A 25,177-nucleotide genomic window follows, 5' to 3' on the forward strand; every position below is an offset into this window, starting at 1 on the left:
TCACCGTAACGTTCAAGGTTCCTCCTGTATTCGAGTTGATCGTTCCATCAGTAGCATTCACTGTTGCCGATTCTGCTTTGTACAAGATCATAGATCCTGTAGCCACACCTGCCGTAAAGGTCAAGCTAGTTGCTGTACCAAAGTTTATGGCTGCTACCGTTGGTGTCGTAGCTGGACTTGGTGATGCAGTCGCTCCACTGAATGTAATGTTTTTTGCTCCTGTGTAAGTTGTTACTGTATTGCCACTCGCATCTTGTGCGGTAACCGTTACGGTTTGACTGCCTCCTGCAGTTTGGGTTCCAGTTCCTGTGACAGCTAATTTAGTCGCTGCTCCTGGATTGACTGTAATGCTTGAACTAGTAGCAGCCGTTCCTGATGCTGGAGTAAAGGTAAAGGTTCCTGCTCCCGATGTTCCTGTGAACTTCAAGCCTAAGCTCGTTAAGTTCGCTACTCCACTAACAAAGTCTCCCGCTTGGTTCAATACATTGTTAACTCCACTTCCTAAACCACTTACTGTTCCTGTTAAACTTGTCGTTACCGTTACGTTATTCGTGTTAGCTGCAAAAGTAGTTACCGTATTTCCGTAAGCATCTTGTGCCGTTAAGGTATTCGTTCCTGTAAAGGCTGTGCCATTAATCTGTGGACTCGTTAAGCTCACCGCCAATTTCGTCATCGTCGATGCACTCACAGCTACCGTTAAGCGATCTGCACCTGCTGCTGAAATACTTCCGTCGGTCACTGCCACTACAGCTGATTCCACGTTGTACAACTTCATGTTGGTCGTTACAGCTCCTGATGCAAATGTCAAGGCTGTTGCTGTTCCAAAAGCAATATCTGTAGCCGAACTGTTGGTCACCTTAGGCGTGGTTACAGGGGCTGTTGAACTCGTTGCTCCTGAGAATGTTAAATTCTTAGAGCCTGTATAAGTGGTTACTGTATTACCACTCGCATCTTTAGCCGTAATCGTAATGGAATTACTCGCTCCTGCTGTTTGAGTTCCTGTTCCTGTAACCACTAATTTAGTAGCGGCTCCGGGGCTGACAGTGACACTAGAGCTAGTAGCCGCTGTTCCAGATGCTGGGGTAAAGGTAAATGTTCCTGCTCCCGAAGTTCCTGTGAACTTCAAGCCTAAGCTCGTTAAGTTGGCTACTCCACTAACAAAGTCTCCCGCTTGGTTCAATACATTATTAACTCCTGATCCTAAACCACTTACTGTTCCTGTTAAACTTGTTGTTACTGTTACATTATTCGTGTTAGCTGCAAAAGTTGTTACCGTATTTCCGTAAGCATCTTGTGCTGTTAAGGTATTCGTTCCTGTAAAAGCAGTACCATTTGTTTGTGGACTCGTTAAGCTCACCGCCAATTTCGTCATCGTCGATGCACTCACAGCTACCGTTAAGCGATCTGCGCCAGCTGCTGAAATACTTCCATCGGTCACTGCCACTACAGCTGATTCCACGTTGTACAACTTCATGTTGGTCGTTACAGCTCCTGATGCAAATGTCAAGGCTGTTGCTGTTCCAAAAGCAATATCAGTAGCCGAACTGTTGGTCACCTTAGGCGTGGTTACTGGGGCTGTTGAACTCGTTGCTCCTGAGAATGTTAAATTCTTAGAGCCTGTATAAGTGGTTACTGTATTACCACTCGCATCTTTAGCCGTAATCGTAATGGAATTACTCGCTCCTGCTGTTTGGGTTCCTGTTCCAGTTACCACCAATCGAGTAGCTGCTCCTGGACTTACTGTAATGCTTGAACTAGTAGCTGCTGTTCCTGATGCTGGAGTAAAGGTAAATGTTCCTGCTCCTGAAGTACCTGTGAACTTCAAGCCTAAGCTTGTTAAGTTCGCTACTCCACTAACAAAATCACCAGCTTGGTTCAATACATTGTTAACTCCTGATCCTAAACCACTTACTGTTCCTGTTAAACTTGTTGTAACCGTTACGTTATTCGTGTTAGCTGCAAAAGTCGTTACCGTATTTCCATAAGCATCTTGTGCAGTCAAGGTATTCGTTCCTGTAAAGGCTGTGCCATTAATCTGTGGACTCGTTAAGCTCACTGCCAATTTCGTCATCGTCGATGCACTCACAGCTACCGTTAAGCGATCTGCGCCAGCTGCTGAAATACTTCCATCGGTCACTGCCACTACAGCTGATTCCACGTTGTACAACTTCATGTTGGTCGTTACAGCTCCTGATGCAAAAGTCAAGGCTGTTGCTGTTCCAAAAGCAATATCTGTAGCCGAACTATTGGTTACCTTAGGCGTAGTTACAGGTGAACTTGAACTCGTTGCTCCTGAGAATGTTAAATTCTTAGAGCCTGTATAAGTGGTTACCGTATTACCACTCGCATCTTTAGCCGTAATCGTAATGGAATTACTCGCTCCTGCTGTTTGAGTTCCTGTTCCTGTTACCACCAATCGAGTCGCCGCTCCTGGATTGACTGTAATGCTTGAGCTAGTTGCCGCTGTTCCGCTCGCTGGGGTAAAGGTAAATGTTCCTGCTCCTGAAGTTCCTGTGAACTTCAAGCCTAAACTTGTTAAGTTCGCTACTCCACTAACAAAGTCTCCCGCTTGGTTCAATACATGGTTAACTCCACTTCCTAAACCACTTACTGTTCCTGTTAAACTTGTTGTAACCGTTACGTTATTCGTGTTAGCTGCAAAAGTCGTTACCGTATTTCCGTAAGCATCTTGTGCTGTCAAGGTATTCGTTCCTGTAAAGGCTGTGCCATTGATCTGTGGACTCGTTAAGCTCACTGCCAATTTCGTCATCGTAGAAGGACTCACCGTTACGTTCAAGGTTCCACCAGTATTCGAGTTGATCGTTCCATCAGTCGCATTCACTGTTGCCGATTCTGCTTTGTACAAGACCATCGATCCTGTAGCCACACCTGCTGTAAAGGTCAAGCTAGTTGCTGTACCAAAGTTCGTAGCGGCTACTGTTGGGTTTGTCACCGGACTTGATGATGCAGTCGCTCCACTGAATGTGATATTTTTTGCTCCTGTATATGTTGTTGCTGTATTACCACTCGCATCTTGTGCAGTAACAGTTACGGTTTGACTACCTCCTGCTGTTTGGGTGCCAGTTCCAGTAACTACTAATTTAGTAGCAGCTCCGGGGCTGACAGTGACACTAGAGCTGGTAGCAGCCGTACCAGATACTGGAGTAAAGGTAAATGTTCCTGCTCCCGAAGTTCCTGTGAACTTCAAGCCTAAGCTCGTTAAGTTCGCTACTCCACTAACAAAGTCTCCCGCTTGGTTCAATACGTTGTTAACTCCTGATCCTAAACCACTTACCGTTCCTGTTAAACTTGTCGTTACCGTTACGTTATTCGTGTTAGCTGCAAAAGTTGTTACCGTATTTCCGTAAGCATCTTGTGCTGTTAAGGTATTCGTGCCTGTAAAAGCAGTACCATTAATCTGTGGACTTGTTAAGCTCACAACCAATTTATCGAAGGCGGCTGCACTCACAGCTACTGTCAAGCGATCTGCGCCAGCTGCCGAAATACTACCATCGGTCACTGCCACAACAGCTGATTCAGCCTTGTACAAGGACATTGGGACAGAAGATGCCACACCATTGGTGAAGGTAATCACGGTGCCTGTTCCAAAATTTATGGCAGTTGTATTCTTATCCGTTACAGTTGGATTAGTTGCCGGATTTATAGATGAATTCGCACCCGAAAAAGTTAAAGTTTTATCACCAGTATAGGATGTTGCCACATTTCCACTTACATCATAAGCGGTCAAAGTAATATTTTGACTATTTCCTGCAGTTTGGGTACTAGTACCTGTAATAACTAATTTAGTTGCTGCTCCTGGATTTACCACAATAGATCCACTAGTGATAGCTGTACCTGAAGCTGGTGTAAAGGTAAATGTACCAGTTCCACTAGTTCCAGTATAAGTCATCCCTTGAGCCGTTAAATCAGCCACGCCACTCGTAAAATCTCCCGCTTGATTCAGCACGTTATTGGCACCTGAACCTAAACTACTTACTGTACCACCTAAGGTATTGCTTACCGTAATATTATTAGTAGAAGCATTGAAACTAGTGGCCGTATTTCCATAGGCATCCAAAGCTGTTAACGTATTCGTACCCGTAAAAGCTGTTCCATTCGTTTGAGGTGTCGCAATACTGGTAGACAACTTCGTCATGGTAGATGGACTAACCACAATAGACAATCGATCAGCTCCTGTTGCTGAATTGGTTCCATCTGTTACAGCAATGAGTGCAGTTTCAGCTTTATATAATTTCAAGGATGTAGTGGCAACCCCAGCAGTAAAACTATCCGAAGTAGTAGAACCAAAAGCTATATCGGAAGGAGTACTATTAGCTGCTGTAGGAGCTGTAACTGGACTAGGAGAACTATTGGCTCCTGAAAAGGTTAAATTTTTGGCTCCTGTATAGGCCGTTGCCGTATTGCCATAGGTATCTTGTGCCGTAATGGTAATAGTCTGACTACCACCAGCCGTTTGAGTACCTGTTCCAGTAACTTTCAATTTAGAAACAGCTCCTGGGGTAACGGTCAATGTTGCCGTCTCAATAACATACCAACCAACTGCATTTTTCAATTCAACATTAAACACAGTAGACCCTACCTGTGTATCTGTCACCGTTACGGCCGCTTTACCTGTATTTCCCCCTGATCCAGCAGTAGTTCCCGGATTAGTTCCTGTGATTAAAGCTGTTCCTGAAGTCGAACTGAAAGTAGCTGTAATACTGTTGACGTTGGTATTAGAGGTATTTTTTGATTGTGTAGTAAGCGTTGTAGTTACCCCTGCAACAACCGAACTTGCAGTTAGGGTCAATGTCGAACCAACACCGATGGCGGCAGAAAATCCATGTACAGTAGTTCCCTCATTTCCACTAGCCAAAGTATAGGCCGTACTAGCTGCTAATGTTGTAGTTGAATTGGGAAGCTTTAATAAATAACCTGCTGTACCTGCACCACCGGTTAAAAAACCTAAAATGGAGTTGGCTGGAGATGCTCCTGACATGGCATAATTAACCACACCTGATATCGATGTTACTCCATTCCAAAAGGTAGCCGTAATGGAAGCTGTACCACCAGTAGTTGCATTCCAGGCATTAGCAATGACAGCCGTTTCCAATCGTAAAGGTGTATTGGTAGATTTAGCCGCCCCAGTTGTCCAAGTAGTTCCTCCACCAGAAGCCGTAGTAGCAGGCCAAGCCTCTAATAAATATACCCCTGCATCTTCTACAAAGATATCTTTCCCGTCAACCTTGATTTTATTATGGTCATTACGCACCAAAACAGTTTCGACGTAACTTTCGGTTACGTCTAATTTCAATACTCGTACAGCAAACAAATCCCCTTCATCACCAGGGGAGTCATCTAAACCATTTAAATAATCATCTATTGCGTGTCCATATTCTTGAAATAACAAGGAAATCAACTGCGTATCCGTGGCATCAGGGTATAAAAAATTACCTTGACCTTCCGAATATTCTTTATTCATGTAAATACGTGGCCGACCATCAGGACCAATGGAACTATAACTAGCCATGGCTCCATGCATGTTTTCCCATTTCACAAATTGAATGGGTACATACAAACCATTTCCTAAAACCAAATTTTTCAAAGCAATGGCCTTCTCATCAAAAGAAGCGTCTATTTGCTTCCGCTTTCCTGGGAAGAATTTAAATAATTGCTCGCGATAATTAGCTTGATTGAAAAATGATCTTAAATGAAAATCAACACCATTTTTGGCTTTCAATACCCTTTTTCTGGCAAAAGAGTAATCTAAACTGTCCGACTGCTCAACAAACACCTGTTGAGAAAATGGCATAATACCAGCAGAAGATGAATAAGAAGCGGCAACAGGCGAAAAGTTCCGCTGGGCAATCAAATTAAAATTTAATGTAAACAAAAATAGGCCCAAAAGAGCCACAAGGGCAGATTTACCCCTTAACGAATTTTTTCCGGAACAAAGTAGAAAAAGAATTTTTGTAATTCTTTGTTGCATAAATTTAATAATAGAACACAAACACACCAGATTAAGACTTTCCTATATTCTTATTCTGATATAATTCGGTATAGGCTTGATGAATAAAACACTAATACTAAACAGTAAATAACTCCAATAAAGTTACTTATAATATTTGAGCTGAACTTACAAAAAACACACTCATTTGTTCTTTATTTTAAATTCCGCTCTTCATATCCTTCAAATACTCCGATGGCGTCTTACCAGTATTGTATTTGAACGCTTTAACAAAGTTAGATCTTGATAAAAAACCCGAAGAATGAGCTAAAGCTTCTAAGGTATTTTGCTGAGCTTTACCGGATTGAATTAAAGTAATGATATGCTTAACTCTCAACTCATTTTTCCAATCATTGAAACTTACTCCTAAGTGATTGTTAAAATAATATGACAATTGATAATACGGTATTTTAGTGTCTTCTGCAATCATAGACAAAGAAAACCGACTTCTTAAATAAGGCTCATCAACACAGTATTTGGCGATTTGATGCCCTATTTCTTCCAAGCGAAAATATGGAACTTCATAGGCTGTTGAAGTTACAACACGCTTAACTGGTGGCGCAAAGGTCGACAAAACCAAATCACCTTGAGCTCGAGAGCTTGTATGCTTTTTCTTCTTGTATTGAGGACTAAATAATACGTAAGGAATGAATAAAATTGATAGATTTTGCAATGAATAAACCCAATATTTGACATCAAAACAAATCTTAAGCATCGTTGGACTCAACCAATTTTGATGCGTTTTTTGAAGCTCAAAATTATTCAGAAGTACCAATAAAGAAGCAGAATTCAATAAAATATACAAGATAATGATTAAGCCAATCCAAAGAATGCTAACCTTGTGCGTCACAAAATAATTCTTAATTCGGCAACGCTTAATCAAATAATAACCTGTGTAAAGAAAATATCCAATCGTAAAAATAGGTCTAATCGTTGATTGAACTAAAGTGGGCATAAACAGGTATTGGGCCTCATATAGAGCTTCAGAATGCGCTACAATTTTGTGCGCCAAAATAAGCTTATCGTCAAATGACGAAAATAAATGAGGTAAAATGTTAATCAAAAAAATCCCAGCTACACCTGCATGCAACCAATCTTTCTGAACTAATCTTTCTCTACCAATAATTACTTTAACAAATAAAAAGAACACAGGCCCCATTAAGAAATATAAAGGGCTAAAATTGATTGCAAACAAGGAAATCATGAATTCTGAGCGTGGTGTATTCGTTACATCATGCACAATTCCAAAAATACTTGTTAAGAAATAAAATATAGCCAATAGAATCTTGGCATAAGCTCTACCCTCCCTGTATATGTAGAGCAGAAGCGCAACGACCAATCCTAAAAAAGAGAGATTTAGTATCATGAAAAATTATAGAACACGGAACAGTTTAAATATTTTTTAGAACACGGAACAGTCTGTATGAAAGACTATAAGACAAATGTAGAACGAAAAATTTTAAATACAAGAACTTTATCATTAAAATTTGTTCTCAATTTGTAATTTACTACTTAAATATATAATATAATTTATATAAAATATAACTATTACTATGCATTTCATTGTTCTCACAAAAAAATTAAAAAGTAATTTAAACTTTTGTTTACACCAAATTAGTCGAATTTGAACAAAAGTACGATACCATACACACTTCTTTGATTACAAAATAGGACGTTGTACACTCTCCACCATGGAGAATATATGTCATACAAAATGGTCTATTCCAATACTTTTACCTCCAGAAAAATTTGAATTATTCCTAAAATCACAAAGCCACGAGAATCGCGTATTTGAAAACTTTCTAGGGATGGCACGGGAATACTAAAATCTCAGGCGAATGAAATTTCGACAAAAAGCATACTACTTAAGGATAAATAGTTATTAATTAAATAATTGTCTTACTATTTAATTAATATATAATAGATCAACTAATCCAATTTCATTTCCTCCACCTCACCACGAATGATTAAATCGGCAGCTGTGGCCGCTTGAATTTGTTCAATGCTTACACCCGGCGCGCGTTCCACCAATAAAAATCCGCCTTCAGGTAAAATATCAATTACCGCTAAATCGGTTACCACTCGACGAACACAAGACTTGCCTGTCAAAGGCAAATCACAGGTTTTCAATAATTTAGATTGGCCATTTTTATTTTGATGTAACATGGCTACAATAATATTGGGTGCAGAAGCCACTAAATCCATTGCTCCACCCATCCCCTTTACCTGCTTACCTGGTATTTTCCAATTGGCCAAATCTCCATTTTGGGACACTTCCATTCCTCCCAATATGGTTACATCAATATGTGCCCCACGAATCATAGCAAAACTATCCACCGAACTAAATAAGGATGCCCCAGGAATCATCGATATGGTTTGCTTGCCCGCATTAATCAATTCAGGATCTACGTGATCTTCCTCAGGAAATGGACCAATACCCAGCAAGCCGTTTTCAGATTGTAAAACAACACTCATCCCTTTAGGAATGTAATTGGCTACCATGGTTGGGATACCTATCCCCAGATTAACATAGTCGCCATCCTTAATTTCTAATGCCAAACGCTTGGCTATAATCTCTTTTTGAGAATCTAGCACAGATAAATGAGCTAAATCCTTTGTCGTGGTACGATGTTCTATTCTTTTTTGATAATTTTTCCCTTGAAAAATTCGCTGAACATAAATACCTGGAACGTGTATTTCATCAGGATTCAAAGAACCGATAGGCACTAATTCCTCCACTTCAGCAATGGTGATTTTGCCAGCCTGTGCCATCATCGGGTTGAAATTTCTAGCAGTGCCATGAAAGACCAAATTACCTTCCAAGTCACCTTTTTGAGCTTTTACGAATGCATAATCAGCAAACAAAGCCTCTTCCATGATATACTCTTTCCCTTTGAAAGTCCGTACCTCTTTACCTTGAGCCACCTCGGTCCCAACACCTGCAGGAGTAAAAAATGCCGGAATTCCAGCCCCTGCTGCTCGAATACGTTCCGCTAAGGTTCCTTGGGGAACCAATTTTACTTCTAATTCACCCGATAAAAGCTGTTCTTCAAACACATCATTTTCCCCAATAAAGGAAGAAATCATGCATTTTATTTGTCTATTTTTTAATAATATTCCCAAACCAAAATCATCGACTCCCGCCTCATTCGATATACAAGTCAAGCCCTTGACCCCCTTCTTGCTCAACTCAGATATGGCATTTTCTGGAATACCCGCAAGCCCAAACCCTCCCACCATAATTGTTGCACCTGATGAAACATCAAACAATGCCGCTTGTGCATCTAAAAACACTTTATTCTTCATATCAACCTGATTTATAGCTACAATACTAAAGAATTAAACTTATGATAAAAATGAAAAAATCTAGCATCGATACATTTATATAGAGATATTGATCAGGTTTTTTAATCTAAAAATCACTTCACGCCGCCAACGCTGGCAAGGTTTCGAACCTTGACAGCGTTAAATGTTTCTGCTTGAAACGATTTTCCCTTCACAATAATTGTCCAACAAATTGATAATAAAATGGCCGAATACTCAACATAGAAGCATATAAGCATTTTGAGCTTTGGACATATTTTTCTAATTTAAAGTCTTATAACCTATTGCCTCTAAAACCTATAAAATGAACCCAGAAAAGGAACCTGGATTAAAAAGAACCTTAAGCCCACTGATGTTGTGGGGACTAGGTGTCGGATACGTCATATCCGGCATGTATTTCGGATGGAATCTTGGACTGGAAAAAGGAGGTACGCTTGGTCTTGGACTAGCTACCCTTTTAATCATTCTATTATATACCACATTTACATTTTCTTACACTGAATTAGCTTGTGCTATTCCTAAAGCAGGTGGAGGATTTGACTATGCAGGAAGAGCTTTAGGGCCTACTTGGGGATTTGTGGCGGGGATGGCTCAAACCATTGAATTCATCTTTGCTCCACCAGCTATTGCCTTTGCCATTGGGGCATATTTCAATTTATTCTTTCCCCAAATTCCGATCATTAGTATTGCCATTGCCTCCTATTTTTTATTTACTGCGCTTAATGCCTATGGTGTCAAAGCTGCCGCTATTTTTGAATTAACGATTACCATTCTGGCTGTGGGAGAACTACTGCTTTTCGCTGGGATAACATTACCAGCTTTTGAACTAAAACATTTACAGAGTAATCCCCTACCGCATGGTTGGTCAGGATTTTTTGCAGCCATCCCATTTGCAATTTGGTTTTTTCTAGGAATTGAAGGAGTTGCCAATGTGGCTGAAGAAGCAATCAATCCACAAAAAACGATCTTAATTGGTTTTGGATCCGCGATTCTGACCCTCGTCCTTCTTTGTATGTTAACCTTTTTTAGTTCTATTGGCGTCAATGGATGGGAATCCATTGTCTATCAAGCGGATGGATCCTTATCCGACTCTCCACTTCCTCTAGCTTTAAAGCACGTAGTAGGTGACAGTAATCTGTTGTATCATTTATTAATTTCAGTAGGATTGTTTGGCTTGATTGCCTCCTTCAATGGCATCATTTTAGCGGCAGGTCGGTCTACTTATGAACTGGGTAAAGTTAATGCAGCTCCTCCTTTTCTTGGTCGAGTTCATTCCAAATTTCAAACTCCTACAAATGCCTTGTTCATCAATATGACTTTGGGAATTATGGCACTTTTAACTGGTAAAACCGCAGAAATTATTACTATTTCTGTATTTGGAGCCTTAACACTTTACCTTATCTCCATGGTGTCTATTTTAGCTCTTAGACGTAATGAGCCAGATCTAGAACGGCCATTTAAAACACCATTTTTTCCCTACTTCCCATGGATTGCGTTGATTATCGCAGCCATATCCATGATTTCCATGATGTATTACAATCCTGTTCAAGCAGGCATATATTTCCTTATTTTACTAGGCACCAGTATCATTTATCGATTTTTTGGCCCTAAATTGACCCATAAACCCTAATTTTCAATTTAGAAAATGACCTCTACCGAATTAAAAAACTATTTATCTAGCCATCCTACCTCGAAAGTAAAAATCGCTTTCACGGATATCGATGGTATTTTGCGTGGCAAATACATTTCCACTGAAAAATTCTTATCCATTCTTGAAAAAGGAACTACATTTTGCGATGTCGTTTTTGGTTGGGATGCTGCGGATGTATTGTATAGCCAAGGTAAAAAAACAGGCTGGCATACAGGTTTCCCAGATACTCCTGCTCAATTGGATTTAAGTACTTTCCGACAAATACCATGGGAAAACAACCTTCCTTTTGTACTAGGTGATTTTCTAGAACAAGATGGAAAAGCATCTTCTGTTTGTCCCCGACAATTACTTAAAAAGATTATCGCAGAGGCTCAGGCCCTACATTTTACACCGATTTTTGCCCAAGAATTCGAGTGGTTTAATTTCGCTGAAACACCTGATTCTGCCCAAGATAAGCAGTACAAAAACCTGAAGCCTTTAAGCCCAGGAATGTTTGGGTATTCCGTGTTGAGAACAACATTGAATAATCCCTTTTTCAACGATTTATTCGAACAACTTAAATCTTTCAATGTACCCATTGAAGGATTACATACTGAAACTGGACCAGGTACTTATGAAGCGGCCATTGCCCATTCGGGTGCCTTAGAAGCGGCTGATAGAGCTGTTTTATTTAAAACTGCCGTAAAAGAGATCGCCTATAAACATCAAATCATGGCTACTTTTATGGCCAAAATAGATGAAAATTTACCAGGATGTGGTGGTCATGTGCATCAAAGTCTTTGGGACGCTGATGGCAAGACCAACCTTTTTTACGATGCTCAAGATCCCTACCATTTAAGTAAAATGGCCAAACACTATTTGGCAGGTATCCTACATTGTTTACCCCATATTTTACCCATGTTTGCCCCAACTATCAATAGCTATAAAAGATTAGTGGAAGGCGCCTGGGCCCCTACCACGCTAACGTGGGGACTAGATAACCGAACCGTAGCTTTACGTGTGTTAAGCGCTGGTGCTAGCTCGGCCCGTATAGAAACCCGTGTCATTGGAGCTGACGTCAATCCATATTTAGCTATTGCTGCCTGCTTAGGTGCAGGACTTTATGGCATTAAACATGAATTAGACCTGCAAGATCCTACCACGGGTAATGGATATTTAGATTATTCCCATGGAAGTATTCCTCATACCTTGATTGATGCCACCAAAAATATGCAGCAATCGGCCGTAGCCAACGAGATTTTTGGCCAGGAATTTGTGGAGCACTTTACCATGACCAGAACCTGGGAATGGCAACAGCATTTAAAGTCGGTGACCGACTGGGAATACAAACGTTATTTTGAAATCATTTAATCAAGCCTATATTTTAAACACATGTCTTCATCCATTTTACAGTATAATTTTCCGACAACCATCCGCTTTGGTGCAGGAGCCATCAACGAAGTAGCCGATTATCTACTAAAAAATGATCTCACAAAGCCTTTGGTGGTTACTGACCCCGTTGTTGCAAGTTTGGATTTTTTCAAATCCTTTATTCAATCGCTTGAAAAGAAAAACATCTCAGTTGAGGTCTTTTCTCAAATTCATAAAAATCCAGTAAAATCCGATGTTTACTTAGGTGTAGATTCCTATGATGCCAACCAAAGAGATTCTATCATTGGAATTGGTGGTGGAGCGGCTATGGATGTGGCGAGAGCCATGGTGTTGCGCGTCAATCACCGGGAGGATTTATTTAAATACGATGATTTGATTGGAGGGGATATTTATGTCACCAATGACGTACCTCACTTTATCACGATACCAACCACTGCTGGAACTGGTTCAGAAGTGGGTCGTAGTGCCATCATTGCAGATGATGTTACGCATCAAAAAAAGATTCTTTTTTCACCCAAATTATTAGCTAAAACCATCTTTGCTGATCCTATGTTAACCATGGATTTGCCACCAGCCGTAACTGCTGCAACTGGTATGGATGCCTTAACGCATAATTTGGAAGCTTATGTAGCTAAAATGTCGCATCCGCTTTGTGAGGGAATCGCATTAGAAGGAATCTCCTTGATTGCTAAATCCATGGAAAAGGCAGTCAAAAATCCGGATATTGAATCCAAAAGCAATATGCTCATTGCTTCTTTAATGGGGGCTGTAGCCTTCCAAAAAGGCCTGGGTGTCGTTCATTCCCTGGCTCATCCGATGTCGTCCTTATTGGATACTCATCATGGATTAGCCAATGCGGTCAATCTACCCTATGGTATGAAATTTAACATCGCTGGTTTTGAGGAAAAATTCCGTCGCATCGCTCGTACATTAGAGATCAAAGATGAAAGTGGAGAAGGTGTAGTGAATTTCTTATTTGACTTAAATAATCGAATAGGAATCCCCCATAAACTACGGGAAGTGGGTGTTAAAGAGGAACATGTGGAAACCTTAGCTGATTTAGCTATTGCCGACTTTGCTCATCCTAACAACCCAAAACCAGTTAGTAGAGAAGATTTCAAAAACCTATATTTAGAAGCTTTATAAGTTATGAAAATCCGTTTGGGCATCAGTTTTAGTAGTACCAATTTCCAAAATTACCTCCGATGGTTTGATCCAGAAGTGTCTGCGGGGAAAGTGGAATTACTAGAACTGAAAGCCGAAAATAGCAAGGAGGCTGATCTAGAATCTTGTGACGGATTTGTCCTCAGCGGTGGTTGCGATATCGATACCTTGCTCTACCAAGGTGCTCCCGAGTATCCACATAAACCAGAAGAATTCGAAACCGATCGAGATCATTTTGAAGCTTCCATCTATCTATTTGCCAAACAATACCGCAAACCATTATTAGGAATTTGTCGTGGCATGCAATTAGTTCAAGTAGTAGAAGGAGGAAAACTCATTCAAGACTTGGGAGAAGCGGACAATTTGATTCATAAAAAAGCGGGTAATATCGACCGAAAGCACCGTATAGAAGTTAGCGAAGGGAGCTTTTTAGCCTCTATAAGTCAGCAAAGCTCAGGAGTAGTTAACTCGGCCCACCATCAGGCAATAGATACTAAACAACTAGGCCAGAATCTATTCATTTCTGCTTGGTCGCCAGAAACCCATAGCCCTGAGGCCTTGGAATACCAAAATAAAGAAAATCAAGCTTTTATGCTCTGTGTGCAATGGCATCCAGAACGTATGGAGGAAAAGGAGAAAAGTCCTTTCTCCGAAAACATCAAACAATCATTTTTAGCCTCGATTATACATTCAACATAATTATGCAAGTTATTAACCCCGCCACCGAACAAGTTATTCAGGAATTAACCGAAGATAACGCAACTACTTTACAACAAAAATTGACCCAATTACAACAAGGTCAAATTACTTGGGCAGCCAAACCATTGTCCGAGCGAATAGAAATCGTATTAAAATTTGCAGCCCTTTTAGAAGAAAATCGGGAAGAATTAGCCTCTATTTTAAGTTCAGAAGTGGGAAAACCGCTTCAACAATCGCGCAACGAAATCAATGGTGCCAGAGCCCGAATCCAATGGCTTTGTGAAAATGCAACGGCCTATCTGAAAGAAGAAATCATGTCGGACGGCTCAGGCATGCAAGAAAAAATAGTCTATGAACCACTAGGTGTTATTTGCAATATCTCCGCATGGAATTATCCCTATTTAGTAGGCACCAATGTATTTGTTCCAGCCCTTTTAGCGGGAAATGCCGTGATGTATAAACCATCAGAATATGCAAGTTTGACGGGTTTGTCGATTGCGAAATATTTCCATCAAGCTGGGGTTCCTGTAGATGTATTCCAAATCGCCATTGGGGCTGGTTCAGTAGGGGCTAACCTATTAGAAATGCCTTTTAATGGTTATTATTTCACAGGTTCTTATCAAACTGGCCAAAAAATATATACGAAGGTGGCACCTAAAATGGTTCCAGTTCAATGCGAATTAGGAGGTAAAGATCCATTATACATTACCGATGAAGTTCAAGATATCGCAGGAATTGCAGCAGGAACTGCCGATGGTGCTTTTTATAATAATGGGCAAAGTTGTTGCTCTGTAGAACGAATCTATGTCCATGAAAAGGTCTACGATTCTTACGTGGCTGAATTTGTCAAAGAAGTAAAATCTTGGAAAATGGGTGCTCCAACAGAAGATGGCGTTTATCTAGGTCCTCTTTCCAGAAAAGCACAAATATCTGTTTTGGAACAACAAGTAAAGCAAGCCTTAGATTTAGGTGCAAGTGTATTGACTGGAGGAAAAGCAGTGGCTGGCACAGGTTATTATTTTGAACCAACCGTTTTAGTGAATGTAAATCACCAAATGGATGTGATGAAAGAAGAATCCTTTGGTCCTATCATTGGCATACAAAAAGTAAAAGATGATGCAGAAGCCATTGCTTTGATGAAAGATACCGCTTATGGACTTACCTCATCAGTATACAGTGTCAATGAGAAGAGAGCAAATCAGATTTTAGCTCAAATGGATTCAGGTACTGCCTATTGGAATTGCTGCGACAGAGTAAGTGCAGCCTTACCGTGGAGTGGCCGCAAACATTCGGGCTTTGGTGCTACCCTATCGCATCAAGGAATTCGAGCATTTACCAAAACTAAAAGTTATCATTTGCGACAGCCCTAATAAGGCTTTTGACCTACAAAACCTTTGAACGATGAAAACCTTCCTGTTATTCACTAGCCTACTTGTATGTAGTAGCTTACAAGGCCCATTATTGGCTCAGAAATCTCGCCTTAATCCTTTGGCTTATGAAGAGATCCCTTTAGGGCAAATTCGTCCAACAGGTTGGTTGAAACAACAAGTGGATGTCATGGTTAAAAACTCCACAGGGCATTTGGATGAAAATCACAAGAAGATTAAAACCGATAATGGCTGGTTAGGAGGCAAAGGGGATGATTGGGAAGAAACACCTTATTGGTTGGATGGTGCCTTACCAGCAGCCTATTTAAGTGGTGATTCTGCCTTAATTAAAAAAGTATTGAATTATGTCAACTGGACCTTATCGCATCAGCGCCCATCTGGCTTCTTTGGTCCATATAGCAAATACGAGAAAGAGACAGGGAAAATGGCCGAAACTGGAGATCAAGCTGCGGATTGGTGGCCAAGAATGATTATGTTGAAAATATTGCAACAGTATTATCAAGTAAGTCATGATCCGCGTGTCATTCCATTCATGACGAAGTATTTTCAATTCCAACTTAAGAATTTAAAAAATACGCCTTTGGTCAAATATACTGAATGGGCACAGTCGAGAGGTGGAGATAACCTGATGGTGGTTTATTGGCTATACCGACAAACCAAAGCGCCGTTTCTATTGGAATTAGGCGATTTGATCTATTCGCAAACGACCAATTGGACGGATTTATTAGGAAACAGGGATTGGGCTATTCAGGCAGCATATCAGCAAAACGACCAGCACTGGATGGATCGGCATGCTGTCAATGTAGGTATGGGAATCAAATTGCCCGCCATTTATTCTCAATCAAAAAAAGACCCACATTATTTACAGGCCTTAAAAACGGGTTTTCGAGATTTAATGACATTGCATGGATTGCCACATGGTATGTTTTCTGGAGATGAAGATTTACATGGGAATGACCCCATTCAAGGAACAGAATTATGTGCCACCACGGAAACGATGTTTTCTCTAGAACAAATCATTTCGATTACTGGAGATACGGAATACATGGATGCCCTGGAACGCATGACATTCAATGCTTTACCAGCCCAAATCACCGAAGATTTTAATGGGAAACAGTACTTTGGCATGGCTAATCAAGTGGAAGTAAAAAGAGGCGTATATAGCTTTTCGTTACCATTTTGGAGAGGTATGAACAATGTCTACGGCCCATATAGCGGATATACGTGCTGTACCGCCAACATGCACCAAGCATGGCCCAAATACATGTCGCACCTTTGGTATAAAACTACCGAAGGTGGTTTTGCTGCTTTGGTTTATGGACCCAATAAACTAGAATCGTCTTTGACTTCAGGAGTGAAAGTACAAATTGAAGAAAAGACCAATTATCCGTTTGAGGATCAAATCCAGTTCAGCATTAATCCCGAAAAAAAGCAATCTTTCCCTTTGAAATTTAGAATTCCATCCTGGTGTGAAGAGGCTATTATATGGCTAAACGGGAAAGAATTACAAAGAGAAAAGGGAGGTCAAATTGCTAAAATCACTCGAGAATGGAATCCAGGCGATCAAATCACCTTGCAATTTCCTACTAAAATCCGAACTCAAAACTGGGGTAAAAACTCCCGTTCTGTTGAATACGGCCCACTCATCTTTGCCCTTAAAATTCAAGAAGACTTTCAAAAAAATGTTCATCCCCAAGAAGGTGAGTACTTTGAAATTCTACCAAAAAGTGACTGGAATTTTGCTGTGTTAAAGAAGTTCGTGGATAAACCTGCCGAAAATGCCCAATTAATTAAGAAGTCTTTCCCTGGCAACTTCCTTTGGAACCAAGAAAGTGCTCCTTTGGAAATCGTATTGGAAGGCAAAAAACTACCTGATTGGAAAAGCCATGCTGGGGTTGCATATCAACCAGTTACCACACGAAATGGAGATTATTTGGGACCAGCAGAAGAAAAAATTGAGAAGATTACCTTAATTCCCTTTGGATTTACTCGTTTACGGATAGTCGCCTTTCCTGTAGTGAAATAATCAAACTTATGATTTTCTTTCAAATCAGGATACCTCTTTATCTATTTCCCCATAGATTTGCGATTAGATTAGCATTTTCAATTTAGCTTTGTCAATTAGCTTTGTCAATTAGCTTTGTCAATTTAGCTTTGTCAAATTTTCAAAATTTGACAAAGCTTACTGAAGCTTACATAGGCTAACAGAAAGCTTAATTCATTACCTACCCCTTTAAAACAAATACTCCTATGAATCCAGTAAAAAGTTACGGTGCCATTAATAAAGATTCGGCGATAGCTCCTATGCCGATTGAACGTAGAGATTTAGGTGCTCATGACGTCTCTATTGACATTTTATACTGTGGCGTTTGCCATTCTGATATCCACATGGCTCGCTCAGAATGGGGACCATCCGTCTACCCAATTGTCCCAGGACATGAAATTGTAGGAATCGTCAAAGCTGTAGGTTCAGCTGTGACCCAATTTAAGGTGGGACAAACAGCTGGTGTGGGAGTTTTTGTGGACTCTTGTCGCACATGCCCATCTTGCCAAGGTGGTCAAGAACAATATTGTGATAATAACTTCACGCCTACCTACAATGGATATGAAAGAGATGGAAAAACACCTACTTTCGGAGGCTATTCTTCCAACATTGTTGTTGATGAAAAATACACCTTACATATCCCGTTTACGGATCATTTAGACCAAGTGGCGCCTTTACTTTGTGCAGGAATCACGACCTATTCTCCACTTAAATTTGCTGGTGTAGGCAAAGGACATAAAGTAGCCGTTTTAGGTTTAGGTGGACTAGGTCATATGGGGGTCAAATTTGCTGTTGCCATGGGTGCAGAAGTGACCATGTTGAGTACTTCCCCTTCTAAAGAAGCTGATGCTAAAAGACTTGGGGCGCACCATTTTGTTTTGTCGACCGATAAAGAACAAATGAAAAAATTGAGTAATCAATTTGACTTTATTTTAAATACAGTAGCAGCACATCACGACATGAATGCATTTCTTAACCTCTTGAAATTAGAGGGAAAAATGCTGATTGTAGGTATTCCTCCTGAGGATCATCGAATTGCTGCAGCCAGCTTGATTTCCAAAAGAAGAAGTATCATAGGATCCAACATTGGTGGAATTGCCGAGACCCAGGAAATGCTGAATTACTGTGCAGAACACAATATTCTATCAGATATTGAATTGATTCCCATGAATCAAATCAATGAGGCTTACGAGCGAATCATCAAATCCGATGTTAAATATCGATTTGTCATTGATATGAAGACAATTTGAGATATCATTTAAAAAAAGAGCTTAGCTACCTAAGCTCTTTTTTTAAATGATAATTCTCATATAAATAGCCAACAACTATTTAGTAAATTGTAACATGAAATGGATTTATATATCGCTCTTACTACTAAGTTTGAGTGCTTGTAACAAAAAAGAAGAAACTACCTTTCCGAGTGAAGGGCCTATTTCCGAGTCTGTTTATGCCTCTGGCACATTGAAAAGCCTAGACCAATATCAGGCATTTGCACCAGTAAGTGGTATCGTAGATCAAATCTTTGTTCAAGAAGGTGACAGCGTCAAAATAGGAGATCCTATCCTATCTATTTCCCATGTAGCTCAGCAATTGAATCAAGAAAATGCCGCTTTGGCAGCTAACTTTGCTAATGCATCAAACAATCAAAGCAAGATCAACGACGCCCAATTATTCGTTGATTTAGCCAAGAATAAATGGAAAACAGATTCTACTCTATTGGTTCGCCAAAGGGCCTTATGGAAACAACAAATTGGGACTCAAGTAGAATTAGAACAAAAAGAACTAGCTTACGAAAACTCTAAAGCCGCTTATTTGTCCTCTATATTAAAATTAAAGGATTTGAAACGTCAGATTCAGTTCAATGCCAAGCAATCCATCAAAAACCTTTCTATTTCAAAACAACTAAGTGCCGACTTCACCGTGAGAAGTAAAGTAAATGGTATCGTGTATGATTTGCTAAAATTGAAAGGGGAAATTGTCAGCCCTCAAACACCTCTTGCCATTGTTGGAAATCCCTCGCAATTCATTTTGGAGATGCAAGTTGATGAAGATGATATTTTCAGAGTCAAGGTAGGTTTGCCTGTACTATTGACACTTGACGCCTACAAAGGACAGGTATTTGATGCCACAGTAACCAAGATATATCCCATCATGAATGAGAGGAGCAAGACGTTTTTAGTAGAAGCCAAATTCACTCAAAAACCGGCCACCTTGTTTCCCAATGTCACGTTTGAAGCCAATATCATCCTATTCAAAAAAGAAAAAACCTTGTTAATTCCTAGAAATTATTTAGTCAAAGATAGTTTGGTCATTAAAGCTTCTGGAGATACGATCGTCGTAAAAACAGGTTTGAAGGATTTTAAAAAAGTGGAAATTATTCAAGGGCTAAATGCCAAGGATGAAATCAAAATGCCCGGTAAATGAATTTTAAATTAATTCAAAATATTGCCGTATCTCTACTTTTAGCCCGTTGGAGACAAACTTTGGTGGCCGCCATTGGTGTTACTTTCAGTATCACTATGTTTATCACCTTATTAAGCTTTATGTCGGGCTTAAATGATTTGTTAGATGGCCTCATTCTAAACCGAACACCTCATGTAAGGTTATACAAAGAAATGAAAGCTTCTGATTTTCAACCGATAGATCTTCAATCTAAAAAAACGAAGCAATACAACTTCATCCGTTCCATCAAACCCAAATCGGAAAGATTAGAGATTCAAAATAGCGCAGCCATCATTAAAAATTTAAAGTCTGATTCTCGAGTTCTTGGTGTGGCACCCAAAGTTACGGCTCAAGTATTTTATAATGTGGGAGTTATTGAAATTACAGGGGTCATCAATGGCATAGATCCTGAAGCTGAAAACAAACTCTTTTTCTTCAACGATTACGTAACTGAAGGAAATTATATGGATCTCAAAAATATCCCCAATAGTATCATTCTGGGCAAAGGAGCGGCAGAAAAGATGTTGGCTCAAATTGGAGATGTGGTACAAGTCACCTCGAGTAAAGGAGAACGCCTTTCGCTGAAAGTGGTTGGTTTTTTTCAATCAGGTTTACAAGATATAGACAATGTACAGAGCTATGCTTCCATATCAACGACACAGAAATTATTGGGTGAATCCAATAATTACATTACCGACTTACAAGTAAAATTAAATGACATTCTTTTGGCCCCTAATGTGGCAAAGGAATACCAAAGAATTTATGAAATTCAGGCCATTGATATACAAACTGCCAACTCCCAATTTGAAACGGGTAGTTCTGTTAGAAGTCTGATTTCCTATGCCGTGGGAGTTACCTTATTGATTGTAGCTGGTTTTGGAATTTACAATATCCTCAATATGATGATTTATGAAAAAATGGATTCCATTGCTATTTTGAAAGCCATTGGATTTTCCGGGAAAGATGTCAATCGTATTTTTATTTTAATTGCCTTGAGCATAGGAGTCTTTGGAGGCATTTTAGGCCTTTTAGGAGGATTTGGTTTATCAGCAATCATCGATCAAATACCTTTCAACACTAGTTCCTTGCCTACAGTAAAAACCTACCCCATCAACTATAATCCAAGATATTATCTGATTGGGTCTACATTTGCCATCATTACCACTTATCTAGCAGGCTACTTCCCTTCCCGGAAAGCGAGCAAAATAGACCCTGTTATCATCATTAGAGGAAAGTAGTATGAGCCAAATCATTTTAGAAGCACAGGGTATCAGTAAAAGCTTTCATGATCCAGTAACAATACCGGTGCTTAAGAATATATCCTTTAGTCTGAATAAAGGCGAGTTTGTCTCGGTGATAGGCAAATCAGGTTGCGGAAAATCCACCTTATTGTACATTCTTTCCACAATGGATACCGATTATGAGGGAAATCTCATCATAGATGAAGTATCCATGCAAGGAAAAGATGAAGGGGAATTGGCCGTTGTTCGCAATGAAAAAATTGGCTTTGTATTTCAATTTCATTATCTATTGAATGAATTCTCTGTTTTAGAAAATGTGATGTTACCCGGTCAAAAATTGGGCAAGTATTCCCCTAAAGAAATCAAAGAAAGGGCCTATCAAAAATTGAAAATTCTTGGCATTGAAAATGAAGCTTTAAAAAAGCCGAATCAACTTTCAGGTGGGCAAAAACAACGTGTAGCTATCGCTAGAGCACTCATCAATGACCCTTTGATCATTATGGGAGATGAGCCCACAGGAAATTTGGATAAAAAAAACAGTGAAATCGTATTCGATATTTTCAAAGAATTGGCAGAAAACTATGGTCAATCTTTGTTAATTGTTACGCACGACAATGAGTTTGCTTCTCGTACGCAGCGCATCATTGAAATGCAAGACGGCTCCATTATCCGCATGTAATTAACCTGAAACCTTGGCGCCTCCTGGGATTTTTCTCAGTAACCAGACAATAGCCCCAGAAATCAACAAACAGCTAAATGCTGTCACAGGTATTCCTAAACTTGGATGTACCAATTTATAGTGTATCCCCAATTTGGCGATGTAAAATAAGACCAAAATATGGACTAAATATATCCCATAACTATGGGAGCTAATCCATTCTCTCAAAGGAATTAAGACACGAATCTCAAAAGGAAAGTATTTACAAAGCAAGAACAATCCGGCCGTAGAAAGCACTACAGAAGGAGAAAAGTTAGCATATAGCAATCCATAAAATTTTCCATCGCGTAGGGATAATTGATAGGTTCCAATCAATGTCCAGGCCGTTCCGATAACAAATAATGCCATTGCCCAAAAACGTATTTGACTCAAATTACTGAAGTCTTTATGTCGCAAATAATATCCCAACACCAAATAACCCAAATAGCCCGTAAAATAAGGCAAAGGCACGGGTGAATCTAGAACAGGAAAATGAGGATTATTGAAAATAATGGTCAGTAACCAAATACCTAAAAAGTACTGAATCTGTTTTTCTGAGGCCATCCGAATCCAAGTACTCATGATAGGTATGAATAAATAAAGCCCAATGACCATATACACATACCAAAAATGGTAGGAACCACCTGTAAAATATTGTTGACCTATCCAACGTATCAATTCCTCAACTGAATGAAATGATCTACCTCGCATTCGAACAGCCCAATTGAAATACACAAAAAAGATATTCCAAAATAAGAATGGGACAACGATTCTTTGAAATGATTTTGAAACAAATGCCCCATAAGGCTCCTCTTTTCCTAAAACTAAGGCACCTGTTAGCATGACAAAAATGGGCACAGCAAAACGCATGCAGCCATTATAGACATTGGCATTCCACCATAAAGCATCAGGAACACGATGAAAACTCAGCAGCAAGTTAGCTGCTGAGTGAATCAAAATCACTGCGAGAGTCGCAATGACACGTAAATTTGTTAACCAAATAATGGGGCCGTTGGCCTTAGAGATTTGCATTATCAGGGCCTGCAAAAGGTTGACGATACAAGCGTTTCTTGGTTGCTGCAAACAAGGCATTGGCCACTGCTCCCCCTGTTGGTGGTAAAGCAGGTTCTCCCAAACCTGTTGGTGCAATTCCATTATTCACAAAATGAGCCTCCACAGTAGGAATTTCATTTCCACGAATCAATTTATATGTATCGAAATTCTTTTGCTGAGGAACTCCTTTATCAAAACTCAATTTGCTAAACATGGCATGGCCATAGCCATCAATAATACCTCCAATCACTTGATTTTCAGCACCAGAACGGTTAATTACCTCACCGCAATCAGTAACTGCAGTTAGATGGGTAACTTTGGCCTCTCCATCCACTATTTTAGCTTCTGCTACTTGGGCTACATAGGATAAATGAGAGAAATAAACACTAAATCCTTGATGAACATTAGCCCCTTTCTTACCCCATTTTGCCTTTTCAGCCACTTGTTTGATGACTTCAATAAAGCGATCAGGTTCGTAGGTAATCTTTCCAACAGGATTGGTTTTTACTTTTTGCAACCAATCCAAACGCATTTGAATCGGATCTTTACCAGCTGCTGCAGCTACCTCATCCAAGAAGGATTGTTCTGCCGAAGCCAAGAAGTTGGTAATTGGCGCGCGCCAAGGTCCCGTAGTAATCGCTGAATTATAATTGAATGATTCAATCAATACGTTATCAATGGCTCCAACTGGGAAATTATCTTGTCGAGTACTATTACCAGCATTCAAACCTACTCCACGTAAGTAGAAGGCAATCATCTCACCTTTCTCATTTAAACCCGCTTTAAAGTGATATCTAACTGCTGGACGATAAATCCCTCCAGTCATATCATCTTCACGCGTCCACATCACTTTAACAGGCATTTTAATGATGCTAGAAAGTTCTGCCGCTTCTAAAGCATAGTCATTGTTTAATCGACGACCAAAACCTCCACCCATTTTAGTCAATTCTACCTGAATGGTATTTTCAGGAACACCTAACAAAGTAGCTACTGCTTTTTGAGCTGACTGAGGAACTTGAGTAGGGCCTGCTAATAAGATCGAACCAGGGCGCACATCCGCAAAGAAGTTCATGGGTTCCATCGGAGTATGTGATAAGAAAGGACACTCGTAAGTGGCTTCAATCACCTTAGCTGCTTTAGCTATGGCTGCATGAAAATCACCATCCTTCCGCTCAACCTTTACTTTGTCGGTCTTCATCCCCTCATCAAACCATTTCTGGTGCGTACTATCACTTTCTAAATTACTAGTATCTGAATAAGAACAAACAAGCTTTTTTCTGGCTTGCATGACTTCCCAAGTAGATTTACCTACTACAGCCACTTTATTTTTGAAAGAAACCACGTCGATGATTCCTGGCATCTTTTTTACTTCCGCAGCATCAAAGGATACTAAAGTAGATCCAAAAGCAGGTGGACGGACGATTTGAGCCACTACCATGCCCGACTTCTGGGTATCTAAACCGTATTGTGGTTTTCCAGTCAGGACTTTATAATTATCTACTCCTTTAACAAAACTACCAATCAACTGATAATCAGAACGACTCTTATAGGTCACTTCCGAAGGAACGGGTAGCTTTGAAGCTGCATCCACCAAAGCACCATAGGCTAATTTTTGACCTTTGTTTGGTCCAATAACAAAACCTTTGGAAGTTTTACAGCTAATGGCATCAACACCCCATTGCTGAGCTGCTGCTTGAACTAACATCTGTCTGGCAGTAGCACCAGCTTTACGTAAACGCTCCCAAGAGTGTTTCAAGGCACCACTACCCCCTGTCACTTGACGTTCGAATAATTGTGTATCTAAATTCGCTTGACGCACTTCCACTTGTTTCCAATCTACATCAAGTTCTTCTGCAACAACTATGGGAAATGCCGTTTTAATTCCTTGTCCAATTTCTGGATTAGGAGAATACAAAATTACTTTGCCTGTGTTTTCAATGGATAAAAAAGCATTGAAACGATTAGCATCTAAAACTGGATTCATCTGTTGGATGATGCCGGCATTAGCCTTGGATTCGAACCAGTCAAATCCTAAGGAAAAAACACCACTCAAGAGGGCTGTCTTCTGAATAAATGATCTTCTTGTCGTTTTCATC

Annotated in this window: 15 protein-coding genes; 10 read left to right on the forward strand and 5 right to left on the reverse strand. The window is 39.9% G+C overall.

All coding sequences use genetic code 11. The annotated features are described in order from the left end of the window. The 3 genes from EWU22_RS11105 to EWU22_RS11115 form a co-directional block, all read right to left on the reverse strand. Window positions 1-5,989, reverse strand: a 5,989-nt coding sequence (locus EWU22_RS11105) for a beta strand repeat-containing protein (RefSeq protein ID WP_130925609.1), incomplete at its 3' end; no start/stop codon positions are given. Between the two features lie 178 nt (window positions 5,990-6,167). Beyond that, window positions 6,168-7,373: a helix-turn-helix domain-containing protein gene (locus EWU22_RS11110; RefSeq protein WP_130925610.1), complete on the reverse strand. Its 1,206-nt coding sequence runs from the start codon at window positions 7,371-7,373 to the stop codon at window positions 6,168-6,170. 563 nt (window positions 7,374-7,936) lie between these two features. Further along, window positions 7,937-9,313, reverse strand: coding sequence for a 3-oxoacid CoA-transferase (locus EWU22_RS11115; protein WP_130925611.1), 1,377 nt, complete (start codon window positions 9,311-9,313; stop codon window positions 7,937-7,939). Window positions 9,314-9,635: 322 nt separating this feature from the next. Here EWU22_RS11115 and eat point away from each other — a divergent pair, with 322 nt between their 5' ends. The 10 genes from eat (at window position 9,636) to EWU22_RS11165 (ending at window position 22,010) form a co-directional block, all read left to right on the forward strand. Continuing rightward, window positions 9,636-10,961: an ethanolamine permease gene (eat, locus tag EWU22_RS11120; RefSeq protein WP_130925612.1), complete on the forward strand. Its 1,326-nt coding sequence runs from the start codon at window positions 9,636-9,638 to the stop codon at window positions 10,959-10,961. A gap of 15 nt (window positions 10,962-10,976) precedes the next feature. Continuing rightward, entirely contained in the window at window positions 10,977-12,332 is a 1,356-nt protein-coding gene (locus EWU22_RS11125; RefSeq protein ID WP_130925613.1) for a glutamine synthetase family protein, read from the forward strand. A gap of 21 nt (window positions 12,333-12,353) precedes the next feature. Beyond that, complete coding sequence (locus tag EWU22_RS11130) at window positions 12,354-13,499, forward strand: iron-containing alcohol dehydrogenase (RefSeq protein WP_130925614.1); 1,146 nt, start codon at window positions 12,354-12,356, stop codon at window positions 13,497-13,499. A 3-nt stretch (window positions 13,500-13,502) separates the two neighbouring features. Then, window positions 13,503-14,216 carry a gamma-glutamyl-gamma-aminobutyrate hydrolase family protein gene (locus tag EWU22_RS11135; RefSeq protein WP_130925615.1) on the forward strand — a complete coding sequence of 238 codons (714 nt, stop codon included), beginning with the start codon at window positions 13,503-13,505 and terminating at the stop codon, window positions 14,214-14,216. 2 nt (window positions 14,217-14,218) lie between these two features. Further along, entirely contained in the window at window positions 14,219-15,586 is a 1,368-nt protein-coding gene (locus tag EWU22_RS11140; protein WP_130925616.1) for an aldehyde dehydrogenase family protein, read from the forward strand. Window positions 15,587-15,617: 31 nt separating this feature from the next. Then, entirely contained in the window at window positions 15,618-17,630 is a 2,013-nt protein-coding gene (locus EWU22_RS11145; RefSeq protein WP_130925617.1) for a beta-L-arabinofuranosidase domain-containing protein, read from the forward strand. A gap of 224 nt (window positions 17,631-17,854) precedes the next feature. Continuing rightward, the gene (locus EWU22_RS11150) at window positions 17,855-18,898 is read left to right on the forward strand and encodes an NAD(P)-dependent alcohol dehydrogenase (protein WP_130925618.1); all 1,044 of its coding nucleotides are present in this window, start codon (window positions 17,855-17,857) and stop codon (window positions 18,896-18,898) included. A 94-nt stretch (window positions 18,899-18,992) separates the two neighbouring features. Then, window positions 18,993-20,072 carry an efflux RND transporter periplasmic adaptor subunit gene (locus EWU22_RS11155; RefSeq protein WP_130925619.1) on the forward strand — a complete coding sequence of 360 codons (1,080 nt, stop codon included), beginning with the start codon at window positions 18,993-18,995 and terminating at the stop codon, window positions 20,070-20,072. After that, window positions 20,069-21,328, forward strand: a complete 1,260-nt coding sequence (locus EWU22_RS11160; RefSeq protein ID WP_109323396.1) for an ABC transporter permease — start codon at window positions 20,069-20,071, stop codon at window positions 21,326-21,328. The genes EWU22_RS11155 and EWU22_RS11160 overlap by 4 nt, the downstream gene beginning before the upstream one ends. A gap of 1 nt (window position 21,329) precedes the next feature. Further along, window positions 21,330-22,010: an ABC transporter ATP-binding protein gene (locus tag EWU22_RS11165; RefSeq protein ID WP_130925620.1), complete on the forward strand. Its 681-nt coding sequence runs from the start codon at window positions 21,330-21,332 to the stop codon at window positions 22,008-22,010. On the opposite strand, the gene EWU22_RS11170 is transcribed toward EWU22_RS11165, so the two are convergent. Together EWU22_RS11170 and EWU22_RS11175 are read right to left on the reverse strand one after the other, a co-directional pair. Next, a complete protein-coding gene (locus EWU22_RS11170; protein WP_161566851.1) occupies window positions 22,011-23,060 on the reverse strand; it encodes an acyltransferase in 1,050 nt (349 codons plus the stop codon). It abuts the gene before it with no gap. Next, window positions 23,047-25,176, reverse strand: a complete 2,130-nt coding sequence (locus EWU22_RS11175; protein ID WP_130925622.1) for a xanthine dehydrogenase family protein molybdopterin-binding subunit — start codon at window positions 25,174-25,176, stop codon at window positions 23,047-23,049. The genes EWU22_RS11170 and EWU22_RS11175 overlap by 14 nt, the downstream gene beginning before the upstream one ends. Window position 25,177 lies beyond the last annotated feature (1 nt).

The sequence above is a fragment of the Aquirufa nivalisilvae genome (assembly GCF_004307455.1).
Taxonomy (GTDB): domain Bacteria; phylum Bacteroidota; class Bacteroidia; order Cytophagales; family Spirosomataceae; genus Aquirufa; species Aquirufa nivalisilvae.